Raw genomic sequence first — 14,612 nt, forward strand, 5'->3', positions numbered from 1 at the left:
GCATAAGAAAGCCCGAGAGTTATCCAGGGGTTGCCAATGCCGCGCATTGCCTATGTCAACGGGCGCTACGTCGCTCACGCTGACGCTTCCGTACATATCGAGGATCGCGGCTATCAGTTCGCCGATGGCGTCTATGAGGTCTGCGAGGTGGCGCGTGGCTTCATCGTCGACATGCCGCGCCATCTCGCCCGGCTGAACCGCTCACTGACCGAATTGTCGATCGCCTGGCCGGTCACCCGCGGCGTGTTGCCACTCATCCTGCGCGAAGTGGTCAACCGCAACCACGTCGCCAACGGCCTGGTCTATGTCCAGGTCACGCGCGGCGTTGCCAGCCGCGACTTTGTCTTCCCATCGGCGGACACCAAGCCGTCCCTGGTGGTGACCGCCAGGAAAGCCGATCCTGCCGCGGGAGCAAAGCGAGCCGAAACCGGCATTGCGGTCATTACCGTGCCGGAGAATCGCTGGGACCGGGTCGACATCAAGAGCGTCGGGCTGCTGCCTAACGTGCTGGCCAAGCAGAAGGCCAAGGAAGCCGGTGCGCAGGAGGCATGGTTCGTCGACGGCGACGGTATCGTCAAGGAAGGCGGCTCGTCGAACGCCTGGATCGTCACCAGGGATGGCGTTCTGGTCACCAGGCCGGCCGAGCGTGGCATCCTGCGTGGCATCACCCGCACGACCATGTTTGAAGTGGCGGCCAAGCTCGGCCTGAAGATCGAGGAGCGCGGCTTTTCCGTCGCCGAGGCCAAGTCGGCACGCGAGGCCTTCATCAGTTCCGCAACGACAATCGCCATGCCGGTGGTGGCCATCGACGGCGATCCGGTCGCCAATGGACACCCCGGCTCAATAACACTTTCGTTGCGGCAGGCCTTTTTTGACATTGCGGAAAAAAGTCCAGCCTGATAACCGCACAGGTGGAATGAACATCAATATATCTCGTTCTGCTTGTCGTTACTGACGACAAGAGGGTGTTTGCGCGCTTGACATGTGCCGGTTAATTTGGCGCATTGGCTTGCAAACCGAAGGGGATCGGCGAAAGACAAGAACAATGGCGGAACGATCGCAAAATCTTCAGGACCTGTTCCTGAATTCAGTTCGCAAGAGCAAGAACCCGCTCACCATCTTCCTTATCAACGGTGTGAAGCTGACCGGCGTGGTCACTTCGTTCGACAATTTCTGTGTCCTGCTGCGCCGCGACGGTCATTCCCAGCTCGTCTACAAGCACGCCATTTCCACGATCATGCCGAGCCAGCCGGTTCAGATGTTCGATGGCGAGGAAAGCCAGGGCGCCTGATTGGCACGTGAGAAAGACGCGGACGCACCAGTTCGCGGAAAACCAACGCATCATCCCGGGACGGAAGCCAAGGGTCCGACCCGGGCGGTTGTCATTGTGCCGGTGCTTACCCGCCAGCCGCGCGGCGACGACGATACCAACCGTCCGCGGCTGACGCGTTCGGCTGATGCCCGTCACGACGAAGCGGTCGGCCTTGCCCGCGCCATCAATCTTGATCTGATCCACACGGCGGTCGTGACCGTCAACGATCCGCGCCCGGCGACGTTGCTCGGCAGCGGCAAGGTCGCTGAATTCGCCGAGATCGTCAAAGAGGGTCATGCGGAAGTGGTCATCGTCGACCATCCGTTGACGCCGGTGCAGCAGCGCAATCTCGAAAAGGAGCTGAACGCCAAGGTGCTGGACCGCACCGGGCTGATCCTTGAGATCTTTGGCGAGCGCGCGCGCACCAAGGAGGGTACGCTGCAGGTCGAACTCGCCCATCTCAACTACCAGAAGGGCCGCCTCGTACGCAGCTGGACCCATCTTGAGCGCCAGCGCGGCGGTGCCGGCTTCCTCGGCGGCCCTGGCGAAACGCAGATCGAGTCCGACCGGCGGCAGCTGCAAGAAAAAATCATCAAACTGAAGCACGAACTGGAAACGGTGCGGCGCACCCGGGACCTGCACCGCGCCAAGCGCAAGAAAGTGCCGTTCCCGGTGGTGGCGATCGTCGGCTACACCAATGCCGGCAAGTCGACGCTGTTCAACAGGCTGACCGGAGCCGACGTCCTGGCGCAGGACATGCTGTTCGCCACGCTCGATCCGACGCTGCGCCGCGTGCGCCTGCCGCACGGCACGCCGATCATCCTTTCGGATACTGTCGGTTTCATCTCGGACCTGCCGACGCATCTGATCGCCGCTTTCCGCGCCACCCTTGAAGAGGTGGTCGAGGCCGATCTCGTCATTCACCTGCGCGACATTTCCGACCCCGACACGGCCGCGCAGGCCGAGGATGTCGAGCGCATCCTCGCCGACCTTGGCGTCGATGCTGGCGACGCCAAGCGTGTGATTGAAGTGTGGAACAAGATCGACCGGCTCGACGAAGGCAACAGGAACCGGCTGCTTGCCGATGGCGCCGACGCCAGCAAGGCGCCGCCGGTTGCGGTGTCGGCGGTGACCGGCGAGGGTATCGATGCGCTGAAGGCGATCATCGAAACGCGGATGGCAGGCGAGCTCGAAGATCTGACGGTAACGATCGAGCCGGCACAGTTCGGCCTCGTCGACTGGCTTTACCGCAATGGCGATGTCGTTTCGCGAACCGACAATGACGACGGCAGCGCCACCATCTCGCTCAAGGCCACGCAAATCGCCCGTGAGGAGATCGAAAGCAGATTGCGTCGCAAGAACAACGTCTAACGTTGTTTATTTCGCGTTTTTTGCTTGCTGCCAGAGCGCTTCCATCTCAGCCAGATCAGCCTTTTCCAGTGTGTTGCCTGATTTTTCCAGGGCCTGCTCGACATAATGGAAGCGTGAGCGGAACTTCTCGTTGGTGCCGCTCAGCGCTGCTTCCGAATCGAGCTTGAGGTGACGGCCGAGATTGACCACGGCAAACAGCATGTCGCCAAACTCGTCCTTGATCGACGCCGTCTCGCCTTTGGCCAGCGCCTCGCGCAACTCGCCGATCTCTTCCTCGATCTTGTCGAGGATGGGTGCTGCCTCGCTCCAGTCGAATCCAACGCGCGCGGCCTTCTCCTGAAGTTTCAGCGCCCGCGTCAGTGCGGGCAGGGCGACCGGCACGCTGTCGAGAAACCCCTTGCCATTGTCCTCGGGGTCGAGACCGCGGGCGAGGCGGGCGCTTCGTTTCTCCGCCTTCTCCTCCGACTTGATCTTTTCCCACATGCCCTTGGCCATGCCGGCGCTGCGGGCCTTCTCGTCGCCGAAGACATGCGGATGGCGGCGGATCATCTTGGTCGTGATCGCCCGAACCACATCGCCGAAGGCGAATTCGCCGGCTTCCTCGGCCATTTGCGCGTGGTAGACGACCTGCAGCAGGAGGTCGCCGAGTTCGTCGCGCAGATCGCCGAGGTCACCGCGAGCGATGGCGTCGGCCACCTCGTAGGCTTCCTCGATCGTATAGGGCGCGATGGTCGAGAAGTCCTGTTCGATGTCCCATGGACAACCGGTCGTCGGCGCTCGCAGCGCCGCCATGATCTCGATCAGGCGCGAAATGTCTTTCGATGGCGTCATGCGGCGGATGTTATCGCGCGGCCGCTCGCGCGGCCAACGCTGTCAGTCGGCGAGGGGGCATTGTCCACAGGTGCGCGGTGCCAGCTTCGTCAGTCGAGCACGGAGACGATCGCCTTGGCGAGTTCATCCATCCCGTTTTCGGGCAGGCCGGCGACGTTGATGCGGCTGTCGCCGACCATGTAGATGCCGTGCTCGGCGCGCAGCCGCTCGACCTGTGCTTCGGTGAGGCCGAGCCTGGAGAACATGCCGCGATGACTGGCAACGAAATCGAAGCGGTCGGAATTGGACTGCCGGCGCAGCGCCTCGGCGAACTGCACCCGAAGCCTCAGCATGCGCAGGCGCATCTCTTCGAGTTCGGCCTCCCAGTCAGCGCGCAAGCTGGCGTCTTCCAGCACGATGCGCACCGCGGCAGCACCATGGTCCGGCGGCATTGAATACATGGCGCGCGCCGCCGACAGCATCTGGCTCATCGCCACATCCGCCTGGGCGCCGTCCCTGGCCAGGATCATCGCCGCGCCGACGCGGTCGCGGTAGACGGCGAAGTTCTTCGAGCAGCTCGAGGCGACGACCATTTCCGGAACTTTCGCGGCCAGCAGGCGCAGGCCAACGGCATCGGCCTCAAGACCATCGCCAAAGCCCTGATAGGCGATGTCGACAAACGGCAGCAGGCCGCGCTCGACGACCAGATCGGCGACGGCCGCCCATTGCCCGCTATCCAGATTGGCGCCGGTCGGATTGTGACAGCAGCCATGCAGCAGCACCACGTCACCGCTCTTCGCCGTCCGCAACGCGGCCAGCATGTCGTCGAAGCGAACAGCGCCCGAAGCGGCATCGAAATAGGGGTATTCGCGGATCTGCAGACCGGCAGCGCGCATGACCGGCATGTGGTTGGGCCATGTCGGGTCCGACAGCCAGATGGTCGCGTCGGATCGTGTCCGCTTCAGCAGTTCCGCCACCAGCCGCAGCGCGCCGGAGCCGCCGGGCGCCTGTGCCGCGCGAATGCGCGTCATGTCGGCGCCTGGACCGAAGGCAAGTTTGGCCATCACCGTGTTGAAGCCGACATCGCCGGCAAGGCCGAGATAGGTCTTGGTGTCCTGGCCCTGCAGCAGGCGCTTTTCGGCCTCGCGCACGGCGCGCATGACCGGCGTCTTGCCGTCGCGATCCTTGTAGACGCCGACGCCGAGGTCGACCTTGTCGGGGCGCGGGTCGGCGCGATAGAGGCCGATCAGGGCAAGGATCTTGTCGGCGGGGGCTGGCTGCAGATCTTCAAACATTGGCAATGGTTCCATTGACGCGGCGGAGTGATACGCAAATCGAACGCATTTCGCCAGCGCTTTTCCTGGCTGCTCAGCCCGCTAGGTTTTGCCTGCGAGGCGAGAGCCATGAAACGATGTCCTCTAGCGAACCCAGCGAAAAAATTGGCAGGGCAGGGATTAAAATCCCCACATGCTCCGTAAACAGAACATGAAACGGTCGATGCCTCGCTTTGACATCATAGGACAGCTCGGGGCGCTGCGCCGTTACGCGCGCTCGCTGACGCGCGACAGCACGGATGCCGAGGATCTCGTACATGACGCGCTGGTCCGCGCCTATGAGCGGCGCGGCACCTTCCGCTCCGGCGGCAATTTGCGCGCCTGGCTGCTGTCGATCGTCCACAACACCTTCATCGACAAAATGCGGTCCCGCAGGTCTGAAGCGGCGCGTGTCGAACAGGCCGGATATCTGGCCGACGGCAGCACCCCGGCGCCGCAGGAACATTCGGTGCGCCTGGCTCAGGTGCGCGAAGCCTTTTTCAGCCTGCCGGAAGAACAGCGTTCGGCGCTGCATCTCGTTGCCATTGAGGGGCTTTCCTACCAACAGGCGGCCGATGCCTGCAGCGTGCCGCTGGGAACACTGATGTCGCGCATCGGCAGGGCGCGCGCCGCACTGCGCGAGATGGAGGACGCGGCGCCCTCAAAGGCGAAAAACCACCTCAGGGTCGTTGGAGGACCGTCATGACTGGAACTGTCGATCCCGTGGCCGATACCGACCTCGACGCCTATGTCGACGACCAGCTCGACGTCACCCGCCGCATCGAGGTTGAGGCGTTTTTGTCCACCCGTCCGGAGGCCGCGGCGCGCGTGATGTCGGATCTGAGGACCCGCGATGAACTGCGCGTGGCGCTTGCCGGCTCCAAGGGCATGGCACGGCCGGCGACCGCTGACACCGCGCGGCGGCTGGAGAGGGGGCTTGCCCGTGGCCGCATCTTCGGCGTGTTGCAGCGCGCGGCGGCGGTGGCCGCATTCATCGCCGTCGGCTGGCTGGCGAACGGCATCGTCGGGCCGATGTCTGTGACCAAGGTCGTCGCCTCGCCGCAGCCGCCCGCCTATGTCGACGAGGCGGTGCGAGCCCATAGGACGACGCTGGTGCGCGAGACCATGGCGTCGCAGCCTGAGGCGCCCAACTACAATGCCGGCGAGATCCGCGCCGCGACCGCTATCGTCATGCCGTCACTGCCCAAGGACTGGAAGGTACGCGACGTGCAGATCTACCCGTCGCGCTTTGGCCCGAGCGTCGAGATGGCTGTCGAGACGAAGGAGATGGGGCTGGTCTCGCTGTTTGCGATCCGGCCGGGAACCTTCGACGTGGTCAAGCCGACCGTCGCGCCTTCGGGCGATATTTCCTCGGCCTATTTCCAGATCGGTGAGGTCGCCTATGCGGTGGTCGGACGAAGCGAGGTGCACGACCTCGACCGCGCCGCCGAGACGCTCGCCCAAACGCTTTACTGACCGATCCACAAAGGAGAATTCAAATGAACACCCCCAATCTGGGATATCGCGTGGGCGCCGGCGCCCAAACCGGAGCCGTCTATGACGAGGGCCTGCGCCAGCATATGCTGCGCGTCTACAACTACATGGGCGTTGGCCTCGTGGTCACCGGCCTGGTCGCCTTCATGGTGTCATCGACACCGGCGCTCTACGTGCCGATCTTCTCCAGCCCGCTGAAATGGGTGGTGATGCTGGCGCCGCTCGCCTTCGTCATGCTGTTCTCGTTCAAGATGCAGACCATGTCGGCGGCCAGCGCCCAGGCGATGTTCTGGGCCTTCTGCGCGGTCATGGGCCTGTCGCTGGCGTCGGTGTTCCTGGTGTTCACCGGAACCAGCATCGCGCGCACCTTCTTCATCGCCGCCACCATGTTTGGCGCGACCAGCCTCTATGGCTACACGACCAAACGCGACCTGACCCAGTTCTCGTCGTTCCTGATCATGGGCCTGATTGGCGTCGTGATCGCCAGCATCGTCAACATCTTCCTCGGCTCGACTGCGCTGCAGTTCGCCATCTCGGTGATCGGCATTGCCGTCTTCATCGGACTGACCGCCTGGGACACGCAGACGATCAAGGAGCAGTATGCCGAGAACTTCGACGCGGAATCGCGCCAGAAGCTCGCCGTCTTCGGCGCCTTTTCACTCTATCTGAACTTCATCAACATCTTCCAGCTGCTGCTGAATTTCACCGGCGAACGCGAATAACCGCGCCGGGCAGGGGCAGGCCAGGGTTGCCGCCCAGACCTGGATATAGAGACATGGCCGGAGGGCGACCCTCCGGCCAACAATCGACCCGAAGGCCCGACCACACCTTGAGTCCGCAAGGGCTTTTGCTACATTGCCCGCTGCACACCGGCCGCGCGAGGACATGTGGCACAAGACAGCCTAACGCTTCATGGCGACGGCATCTCGGCGACCATCGTCGCCCAGGGCGCCGAACTGGTTTCGCTGCAAGATGCACAAGGATTTGAGTTCCTGTGGCAAGCCGGTCCGGAGTGGCGGCGGCATTCGCCGGTGCTGTTTCCGATCGTCGGCCGGCTGAAGGGAGATCAACTGCGCCATCAGGGCCGGACCTACCCGATGACGCAACACGGCTTCGCGCGCGACAAGCCGTTTGCCTGGGCGGCGAGGGACCCTCGATCGTGCACGTTGGTTCTCACCGACGACTCCGACACTCGCACGCACTATCCGTTCGCCTTTCGCCTCGCCGTGACCTACGCGCTGGACCGCCAGCAGCTTGGCGTGACCTTCGACATCACCAACACCGGCGAAGAGCCGCTGCCGGCGTCGGTCGGGGCGCACCCGGCATTCAATTGGCCGTTGCTGCCGGGTCTGGCCAAGACGGATTACCAACTGACCTTTGCTGATGCCGAACCTGCTCAGATCCGTCGCTTGAAGGACGGCCTGCTGCTGAAAGCGCCGCAGCCGACGCCCGTCCAAGGCAACATCCTCGCGCTCTCCGAGCGGCTGTTCGACGAGGACGCGGTCATTCTCGACCGGCCCGCCGGCACCAGCGTGCGTTATGCCGCCGAGCGTGGTCCGGGGATCGAAATGGCGTGGCAGGGATTTCAGGAATTGGGCGTCTGGTCGAAGCCGGGCGGCGCGCCGTTCCTCTGCATCGAGCCCTGGCACGGCATCGCAAGTCCGGCGGACTTCGACGGCGACTTTGTCGACAAGCCCGGCCTGATGCTGATTCCGCCCGCAGCGAAGCGCGTGCTGACCTATCAGATCCGGCTGCAGTAGGCTTTCGCGTCGATTTCGCTGGCGCGCCATTCAAGGGCAGACATGGAATGAAGCTTTACTTCAGCCGCAATCCCAATCCTCGGCTCGCGGTCGCAGTGGCGCGCTATCTCGACGCGAAAGTCGAGTTTGAATTCGCCTCGCCATTCGCCCCGGGGCAAGCAGAGAAATATCGCCCGTTAAATCCCAATCTCTCACTGCCCATACTTGTAGAAGGCGGGGGAAAAAGTCTTTGGGAAGCAGACGCCATAGCCTGCCGGCTCTCACGCGACGCACATTCTGCTTTCTGGCGTACCGGCGATGACGAACCCGACATGATCCGGTGGCTCAGTTGGGGCAAGGAGCACTTCGCATTCGCTTGCGACACGGTGCATTTCGAACGTGGCACCAAACAGCGGTACGGCATCGGCCCGATTGATCAGGAGCGCGTGGAAGAGGGGCTGGGACTTTTCCGCAGGGCCGCTGCAATACTCGAAACAGAGCTTTTCGAGCGGGAATGGCTGGTCGGGAATTCGGTTTCCTATGCCGACTTCCGAATGGCGACCTTTCTGCCGTTCAACGATGCCGCCAGACTGCCGCTCGACGATTATCCCTCTGTCGACCGCTGGTATCGCCGGCTGGAAGACATCGACGCCTGGCGGAATCCCTTCAGGGGACTGGATGCGCCTGAACTGCCGCCGGTCCCGAGAACGACGACAAATTAGCGGGCAGGGGCCGGGTCGCGTTGGCAGATACAGCGACCAGATCATTTCCGCGCCGTCGCCGCCTTGAATTCAGAACAAAACCGCGATCCGATGGCCGACCAACGAATCTATGCTTAGGTGTACCGTCGCGCGCAATCCAGTCGGGCCAAAGCCCAATGCGGTGAAAGCGCACTTTCCGGAGGCATTCGATGCGTCGTTTGGTTCTTGCCGCTCTGCTGCTTGCCGCGCCCAACGCCGGCATAGCCCAGGAAAGCCTGACCGCGCTCATGTGCCAGGCCAAGCCGACACAATCCTGCGCGCTCGACATGGCTGCGGACGCGATCCGCACCGCGCCGCTAACGACTGAGAACTTGCCTTACGGTAGCATGGTCGAGGCAGCATCTCGCGCCGGGCGACTCGATCTGGCGCTCGAATTCGCCGCCCAGTTGAAGAAGACGGACTCGATCGCGTCAGCCGACCTGGTCGCCGCTTTTGCCCGCGCCGACCGTCTGGCCGATCTGCAAGCGACCCTCTTACGCCTCGAAACGTCGGAGACGACATATGCCTTCGTCATCGGCCCGGTCCTTGTTGAACTGGGCCGCGAGGACAAACTCGCCGCCTTGCTGAAAGCCATCCAACCGCCACCGGATCCGTTCCAGCTTGGCTATTGGCAGGTGCTCGGCCATTTGCGCGCCGGCCGTGCGGCGGAAGCGGTGAAGCATCTGGGCGACGTGCCGGAGGCCGAGCGGGAGGAGTTGGCCGGACTGGCTGCGGAAACGCTCTATTTTGGCGGTGAGACCGAGCGCGCCAAACCGATGCTGCCTTACCTGACCTCATCCGATCCCAGCGCCGTTCGCCGCAAGGCCTACATTGCGACGAAAACGAAGGACAAGGCGGCTGCCGACGCGGCCCTTGTCTCATTGGCGCAGGTGCCGCCCGACGACTACCCCTACATCGTGCTGGACGTGATCTATGCACTGGCCGCCACGGGGCAGTGGCAAAAGGCAATCGATCTTGCACAGACACTTCCTGCGTCCGACCGGGCCTTTGCCTTCGTCAGCGTTGCGGAATACGCCCGCCAGCCGGAAGTCTTCGCACTAATCGAGAAGGCGATGCGCGACGACCCTGCCAACTTCAGCCGCGACCGTATGGCCAATGGCCTGGTTCGAGCGCTGACCTTGTCCGGCTACCTGCCGGTTGCGCAAACCCTCATCGATTCTGCGACGAACGACTACGACAAGGAAACGCTGATCACCTTCGCCGCCGCCGCGCTTGCGGAAATGGGCAAACCGTCCGAAGCGCTGCAATTTGCGCAGGCGGTGGAGGACCCGCGCCGCAAAGCCTGGGCGCTTTGGGAAGTTGCTTCTAAGATGACGCCTTGAGCCTATAGCTATTTTGCGTCTGGCCCGTGCCGTTTTCTGAGCAATCGTTGGCACGTTGTTCGGAGGCGTTGGAACTGTTAGGGTCTGCCCCGAGACCCGGGCCAGCGACCAGCCACAGCAAGGCAGCATGCAGACCGCCGAAAGAACCCTAACGCGGCGCAAGCCGAAGCAGCAACGCTCGCGCCAGACTGTCGACTTCGTGCTCAGCGCGGTCCAGCTTGTGGCCAAGCGCCACGGGACCCAGGCTATTACTACCAATCGCATTGCGGAGGCCGCCGGTGTCAGCGTCGGATCGCTGTATCAGTATTTCCCCGACAAGCGCGCGATCTTCACAGCCCTTCACGACCGACACGTCGACGAGGTGCGGCGGGTCATCAAGCAGACGACGACTGACTGCGCCTCGGCTCCGCTGGAGGAATTCGCGCGCGAACTCGTCTTGGGCCTAGTGGACGCGCACGCGGAAGTTGCCGACCTGCACGACGTTGTCGCGGCCGCTGTTCCGCAGAGCGCTCTCAGCTTCAGGAACGCGCTGCATCAGACCTTCGGACAAGTCTTATCACGCGCCGACGACCCGGAGCGGTACAGCAGCGACAAGGCGGAGCGGATGCTTTTTGTCCTGCCCCGCATGGTGGAATCGCTCGTGCACGGAGGAGCGCACGCGCCCCTCTCGCGCGCTGGCGCAAAGAGCGAGGCAATCCGTACCGTACTAGTCTACGTGAATTCCTTTCAGGGCGGCGCACCGAAGCATTACTGAAACGACGACGCATTCTCGACGGCCCAATGAGCGAAGGGGATTGGCTCCCGCCCGGTTATCCGCTTGACGCCATCCGTCACCGTATCGAGTCGGCTCTCGCGCACCGCTCGCCAGATGTCCACGAGAGCATCTGCATAGGCGCATCTCCCGGCCCATTCGACCGTGCGGGCGTATGCCTGTCCGTCCGTTATTTCCTCGAAGCGAACCGGTTTGCCGATGGCTCTGCCTATCGCCACCGCCATCTCCCTATACGACAGCGCCTCAGGGCCGGTAATCGCAAGCGCCTGACCTTGGTAGTCGCGCGTAGTTAGCGAGGCTGTGGCGACGGCGGCGATGTCGTCTGGATGGATGAATGCGATCTTGCCCCCACCCGTTGACGAGCGCAGCACGCCCTCTCGGCGGATGGACTCCGACCAGCTGAGCGCATTGGACATGAATCCGGCTGCTTGAACAAACGTGAATGCCACCCCGCTCTCCCGAATGGCATCCTCGCCCTGTGCGTGCCAAGGGCCGGTGCCGATCCCGGTTCGCACGTCTAGCGTAGAGAGCTTGACCACATGGCCGACGCCTGCGTGGGCGGCAGCGAAGGAGACCGCGCGATCTCGCTTTTCAAGATCCGATCCATCAGTGACAAGGAGTATCCCATCGACTCCAACCAACGCCTTGGCCAAAGAAGGGCCTGGGTTTTCGAGGTCTCCGATATGGATGTCGACCTGGTCACCGAAGAGGGCTTTGGTTCTCTTCGCGCTGCGAACGAAAACGGACGGGCGCGCCCCAGAGTTGATGAGGCGTTGAGCTACCCTCGAGCCGATGTTGCCCGTTGCTCCGAAGACGAGGTATTTCACTTGAGTGCGCTCCAGCCACGGATCACCTCGAGCGCCATTCGCTTCTGGCCTGCCAGAGTGAGATGCAATCCGTCGTCCATGAGGAGATCGGAAGGAGGCGGGCTGCCCAGCGAAGCGAAGGCGTCGATGACCGGCGCATCGCCGTCGCGGACGATCTCGGCTACTCGTCCCAAGTCTTCGTTACGGAACCGAACCCCGAATCTGGAAAGGCCCCAATGCGCTGCAACCTGCGCCTCGTTGGCCGCCGGCGGAGTGATCCAAATGGTGCGGGCCTTGGTTTCTGTGGCAACGCGTTGACGCAGCTCCGCAATGTTGCGCGCGGTCTCCTCATGATGGACGAGTGTCTTGGTGGGGTGCGGACCCTGCGTGCGCGCGTCGTTGGTGCCGACCAGGAAGATGACCCAGTCCGGCTGGGCATTGGCAATCTCTCCGAACCGGACGAGACCGTGGGTGGTCGTCTCACCTGCCACAGCGCTGATGGTCATCGAAATCTTGTCGGCGCCCCGGCGCATCTTCAGCATCTCCCGCAGAATTACCGTCCAGGACTGTGGGTCAGACGTCAGGCTGTCGCCGAACGTCACGATGTTGGCTCCGTTCCGAAGGGGCAAACGATCGATCATGAATCCAACAGCCTGGTTGGCTAGCAGGACGCCTGCCGCTTCCGAGGCCTCCCTCTGCAAGCGGCCAAGTTCGGCCGCATAGATCTCGGCTGGAAGGCCGAGTAGCGCGGCATGAGCGTCTTGGTCGAAATTGGCGCCTCCGGGGAGGGATGCCAGGCTCCGCTCGGGTTGGATGACCTTCAAGAGCCAGTTCACCTGTTCGTTCGACATCGATTCACCTCGCACCGGGCTGCATCTGCGTAAGGTGATAAAATAACCGCGCCTCAGGTACGCGGCTACTCGCGTTTCCGGCTCGCTAAAGGTATGAATGTGCTAATAAAATTTGCAAAGTCCGGAGCCTTCATCAGGTTCCGGAACACGCCTGACCGGGGCGATCATCTCGCCCTCCGGAAGCGCGATCCTCATAGATGTTGTCTGTCCAACGCCGGCGGCGCGCAGGGCGTAGTACTGCAGGTCGAGGGATTGGGAGCCATTCAAGGACAGTTCACTATCTCGGAGAGAGGCCATCGAGCAGGAAGTCGAGGCCTTTGCGGAAAGCGCCACCCCAATCGTCATCCAACAGCAGGCGGGAGCGTTCGATTGCCGGGTAGCGTCCGCTAAGACGCTCAAGGCGCTGCTGCGCGGCGGCCCTGTCCTTGTTCGAGAGGTCGAAGCTCGCCCGGGTGATGGTGGCGCCCATCACATAGTTCCAGAGCGACCATATCGCGACGTTTAGATCTGCGTCCGCCACACCGGCCCTGGACAAGGTCTTGCTCAGCAGTTCCAGGCGACCGAGGATGTTCGGGCCGAGCGCCCGGCGCGGCAACAGCGATGCCGACCAAGGATGGCGCAGCATGCTGGTGCGCCAGTCTTCGAGCACATGGACGACGTCTCCGCGCCAGTCTTGAGACTCAACTGCTTGCGGCGGCCCGCGATATTCGAGCACCGAGTCGAGCGCCAGATCAAAGACATCCTCTTTGTCGTCGACGTGCCAATACAGGCTCATCACGCCAGAGCCGAGGCGATCGGCCAGCCGACGCATCGTCAAACCGTCGAGACCTTGGGCGTCCAGCAGTTCCACCGCAGTCGCCACGATGCGTTCCCGAGAGAGAGCCGGTTCATCGCTCGCCACCTGCGCGGGCTGGAGCGTCCCGCTGATCCGTTGAGACCGTTTGCTCTGGGCGCCGCTACGCTTGGCTGCCATCCGTGTTCCTCGCTGTTCAGAGCGTCGATATTGACCGGCAACGCGACGAATGTCGATCTTGTGGCTTGACTCGTACGACGTACCATACGATGACTCGTACATCGCACGATTCATCGTATGGACGATGTGGTTTCATTTCAATCATGCCGGCCGCGAGGGCACGTTGTTCGCAGTCCGCAGAGCCAAGAGAAAATCATGTCACGCGCAATCAAGCATCTGCTTATCGGAGGGCTAATCATCATGGGAGTTCCCACTGTGACGACAGCGAATGATCTCAAGCTGACCATCGTCAATCCACAAAACCTCTACGACCCATCGCCGAATGGCTACAGCACGGCGGTGATCACGCCCCGCGAAGGCCGCGTAGCCTACATCTCCGGGCAGGGCGGCCAAGACAGCACGGGAGCCTTGTCGCCCGACTTCGCTGTCCAGGTGGAACAGGCATACGCGAACCTGCGCAGCGCGCTTGAGGGGATCGGTGCGAAACCGAACCAGGTCGCCAAGCTCACGGTCTTCGTGGTCGACCACGACATGTCCAAGCTTGAGGTGTTGACCAGGACAGTCAGGAAAATGTTCGGCGAGGCGCTGCCGGCGCAGACGCTGATCCCGGTTCCCAAGCTTGCAATCGACCCCATGCTCTTCGAGGTCGAAGCCACCGTCATTCTGGAGTAGCGGGGTGGCGCTCTTGGCCCGATCGCTCGAAATGAAACGGGCCGAGCGCGTCGCCGACAATCGCGCGCTCGCAATTCGCTGGCGCCGTACGTCGCAAAACTGCGCGCCGCTTTTTCGGTATGACGAATAGCAAGAGGGTCAGCTAGTCACACATCAACGACGGCATAAAATGTTGCAACCAAGTTCGAATGTCGTGCTGCCAGCAAAGTAGAAATGTCGCAAAGGGGCAATTCGCGGGGCGGGGGCGCAGCAATTTAGAAACGCGACAGTGACGCGCTTCTTGGCGCCGACATGAGCGCCCGATCGGGCTTCAGCTGGTCGGGGTTGCGCAGCCCGATCGGGTGCGTTCCAGCTTGGCTCCCTGGCTTTAGCTTTGAAAGCCGCCTCACTCGGCAGCGGCCACCCTTGTCAGTGCC

Annotated in this window: 16 protein-coding genes; 11 read left to right on the forward strand and 5 right to left on the reverse strand. The window is 62.7% G+C overall.

Annotated features, from left to right (window positions below; all coding sequences use genetic code 11):
* Nucleotides 1-36: 36 nt before the first annotated feature.
* The 3 genes from AC1D10_RS34985 (at nt 37) to hflX (ending at nt 2,683) form a co-directional block, all read left to right on the forward strand.
* On the forward strand, nt 37-900 hold the full coding sequence (locus tag AC1D10_RS34985) for a D-amino-acid transaminase (protein WP_477279804.1): 864 nt from the start codon (nt 37-39) through the stop codon (nt 898-900).
* A 145-nt stretch (nt 901-1,045) separates the two neighbouring features.
* Nucleotides 1,046-1,291, forward strand: a complete 246-nt coding sequence (gene hfq, locus AC1D10_RS34990; RefSeq protein ID WP_006202172.1) for an RNA chaperone Hfq — start codon at nt 1,046-1,048, stop codon at nt 1,289-1,291.
* Nucleotides 1,292-2,683 (forward strand): GTPase HflX, encoded by a 1,392-nt coding sequence (gene hflX, locus AC1D10_RS34995; RefSeq protein ID WP_477279806.1) that lies wholly within the window; start codon nt 1,292-1,294, stop codon nt 2,681-2,683.
* Between the two features lie 6 nt (nt 2,684-2,689).
* On the opposite strand, the gene mazG is transcribed toward hflX, so the two are convergent.
* Together mazG and AC1D10_RS35005 are read right to left on the reverse strand one after the other, a co-directional pair.
* Nucleotides 2,690-3,514: a nucleoside triphosphate pyrophosphohydrolase gene (mazG, locus tag AC1D10_RS35000; protein ID WP_477279808.1), complete on the reverse strand. Its 825-nt coding sequence runs from the start codon at nt 3,512-3,514 to the stop codon at nt 2,690-2,692.
* Nucleotides 3,515-3,603: 89 nt separating this feature from the next.
* Nucleotides 3,604-4,788 carry an amino acid aminotransferase gene (locus AC1D10_RS35005; protein ID WP_477279810.1) on the reverse strand — a complete coding sequence of 395 codons (1,185 nt, stop codon included), beginning with the start codon at nt 4,786-4,788 and terminating at the stop codon, nt 3,604-3,606.
* A 190-nt stretch (nt 4,789-4,978) separates the two neighbouring features.
* Here AC1D10_RS35005 and AC1D10_RS35010 point away from each other — a divergent pair, with 190 nt between their 5' ends.
* From AC1D10_RS35010 to AC1D10_RS35040, 7 genes are all read left to right on the forward strand, one after another.
* Nucleotides 4,979-5,512: a sigma-70 family RNA polymerase sigma factor gene (locus tag AC1D10_RS35010; RefSeq protein WP_477279835.1), complete on the forward strand. Its 534-nt coding sequence runs from the start codon at nt 4,979-4,981 to the stop codon at nt 5,510-5,512.
* A complete protein-coding gene (locus tag AC1D10_RS35015) occupies nt 5,509-6,282 on the forward strand; it encodes an anti-sigma factor family protein (protein WP_477279812.1) in 774 nt (257 codons plus the stop codon). The genes AC1D10_RS35010 and AC1D10_RS35015 overlap by 4 nt, the downstream gene beginning before the upstream one ends.
* Nucleotides 6,283-6,305: 23 nt before the next feature.
* Nucleotides 6,306-7,022 (forward strand): Bax inhibitor-1/YccA family protein, encoded by a 717-nt coding sequence (locus AC1D10_RS35020; protein WP_477279814.1) that lies wholly within the window; start codon nt 6,306-6,308, stop codon nt 7,020-7,022.
* Nucleotides 7,023-7,187: 165 nt separating this feature from the next.
* Nucleotides 7,188-8,060 (forward strand): aldose 1-epimerase family protein, encoded by an 873-nt coding sequence (locus AC1D10_RS35025; RefSeq protein WP_477279816.1) that lies wholly within the window; start codon nt 7,188-7,190, stop codon nt 8,058-8,060.
* Nucleotides 8,061-8,107: 47 nt separating this feature from the next.
* Nucleotides 8,108-8,761 carry a glutathione S-transferase family protein gene (locus AC1D10_RS35030; RefSeq protein WP_477279819.1) on the forward strand — a complete coding sequence of 218 codons (654 nt, stop codon included), beginning with the start codon at nt 8,108-8,110 and terminating at the stop codon, nt 8,759-8,761.
* Nucleotides 8,762-8,949: 188 nt separating this feature from the next.
* Entirely contained in the window at nt 8,950-10,122 is a 1,173-nt protein-coding gene (locus tag AC1D10_RS35035) for a hypothetical protein (protein WP_477279821.1), read from the forward strand.
* Nucleotides 10,123-10,249: 127 nt separating this feature from the next.
* On the forward strand, nt 10,250-10,876 hold the full coding sequence (locus AC1D10_RS35040) for a TetR/AcrR family transcriptional regulator (protein ID WP_477279823.1): 627 nt from the start codon (nt 10,250-10,252) through the stop codon (nt 10,874-10,876).
* Here the strand turns inward: AC1D10_RS35040 and AC1D10_RS35045 are convergent.
* The 3 genes from AC1D10_RS35045 to AC1D10_RS35055 all read right to left on the reverse strand — a co-directional run bounded on the left by AC1D10_RS35045 (nt 10,870) and on the right by AC1D10_RS35055 (nt 13,524).
* A complete protein-coding gene (locus AC1D10_RS35045; RefSeq protein WP_477279825.1) occupies nt 10,870-11,721 on the reverse strand; it encodes an NmrA family NAD(P)-binding protein in 852 nt (283 codons plus the stop codon). The two genes, AC1D10_RS35040 and AC1D10_RS35045, sit on opposite strands and share 7 nt — an antisense overlap.
* Nucleotides 11,718-12,551 (reverse strand): SGNH/GDSL hydrolase family protein, encoded by an 834-nt coding sequence (locus AC1D10_RS35050; RefSeq protein WP_477279827.1) that lies wholly within the window; start codon nt 12,549-12,551, stop codon nt 11,718-11,720. Before AC1D10_RS35050 ends, AC1D10_RS35045 begins: the two co-directional genes overlap by 4 nt.
* 277 nt (nt 12,552-12,828) lie before the next feature.
* Nucleotides 12,829-13,524 (reverse strand): TetR/AcrR family transcriptional regulator, encoded by a 696-nt coding sequence (locus AC1D10_RS35055; RefSeq protein ID WP_477279829.1) that lies wholly within the window; start codon nt 13,522-13,524, stop codon nt 12,829-12,831.
* A 195-nt stretch (nt 13,525-13,719) separates the two neighbouring features.
* On the opposite strand from AC1D10_RS35055, the gene AC1D10_RS35060 reads away from it, so the two are divergent.
* Entirely contained in the window at nt 13,720-14,196 is a 477-nt protein-coding gene (locus AC1D10_RS35060) for a RidA family protein (RefSeq protein WP_477279831.1), read from the forward strand.
* Nucleotides 14,197-14,612 lie beyond the last annotated feature (416 nt).

This window comes from Mesorhizobium sp. P2_A8 (genome assembly GCF_056404935.1).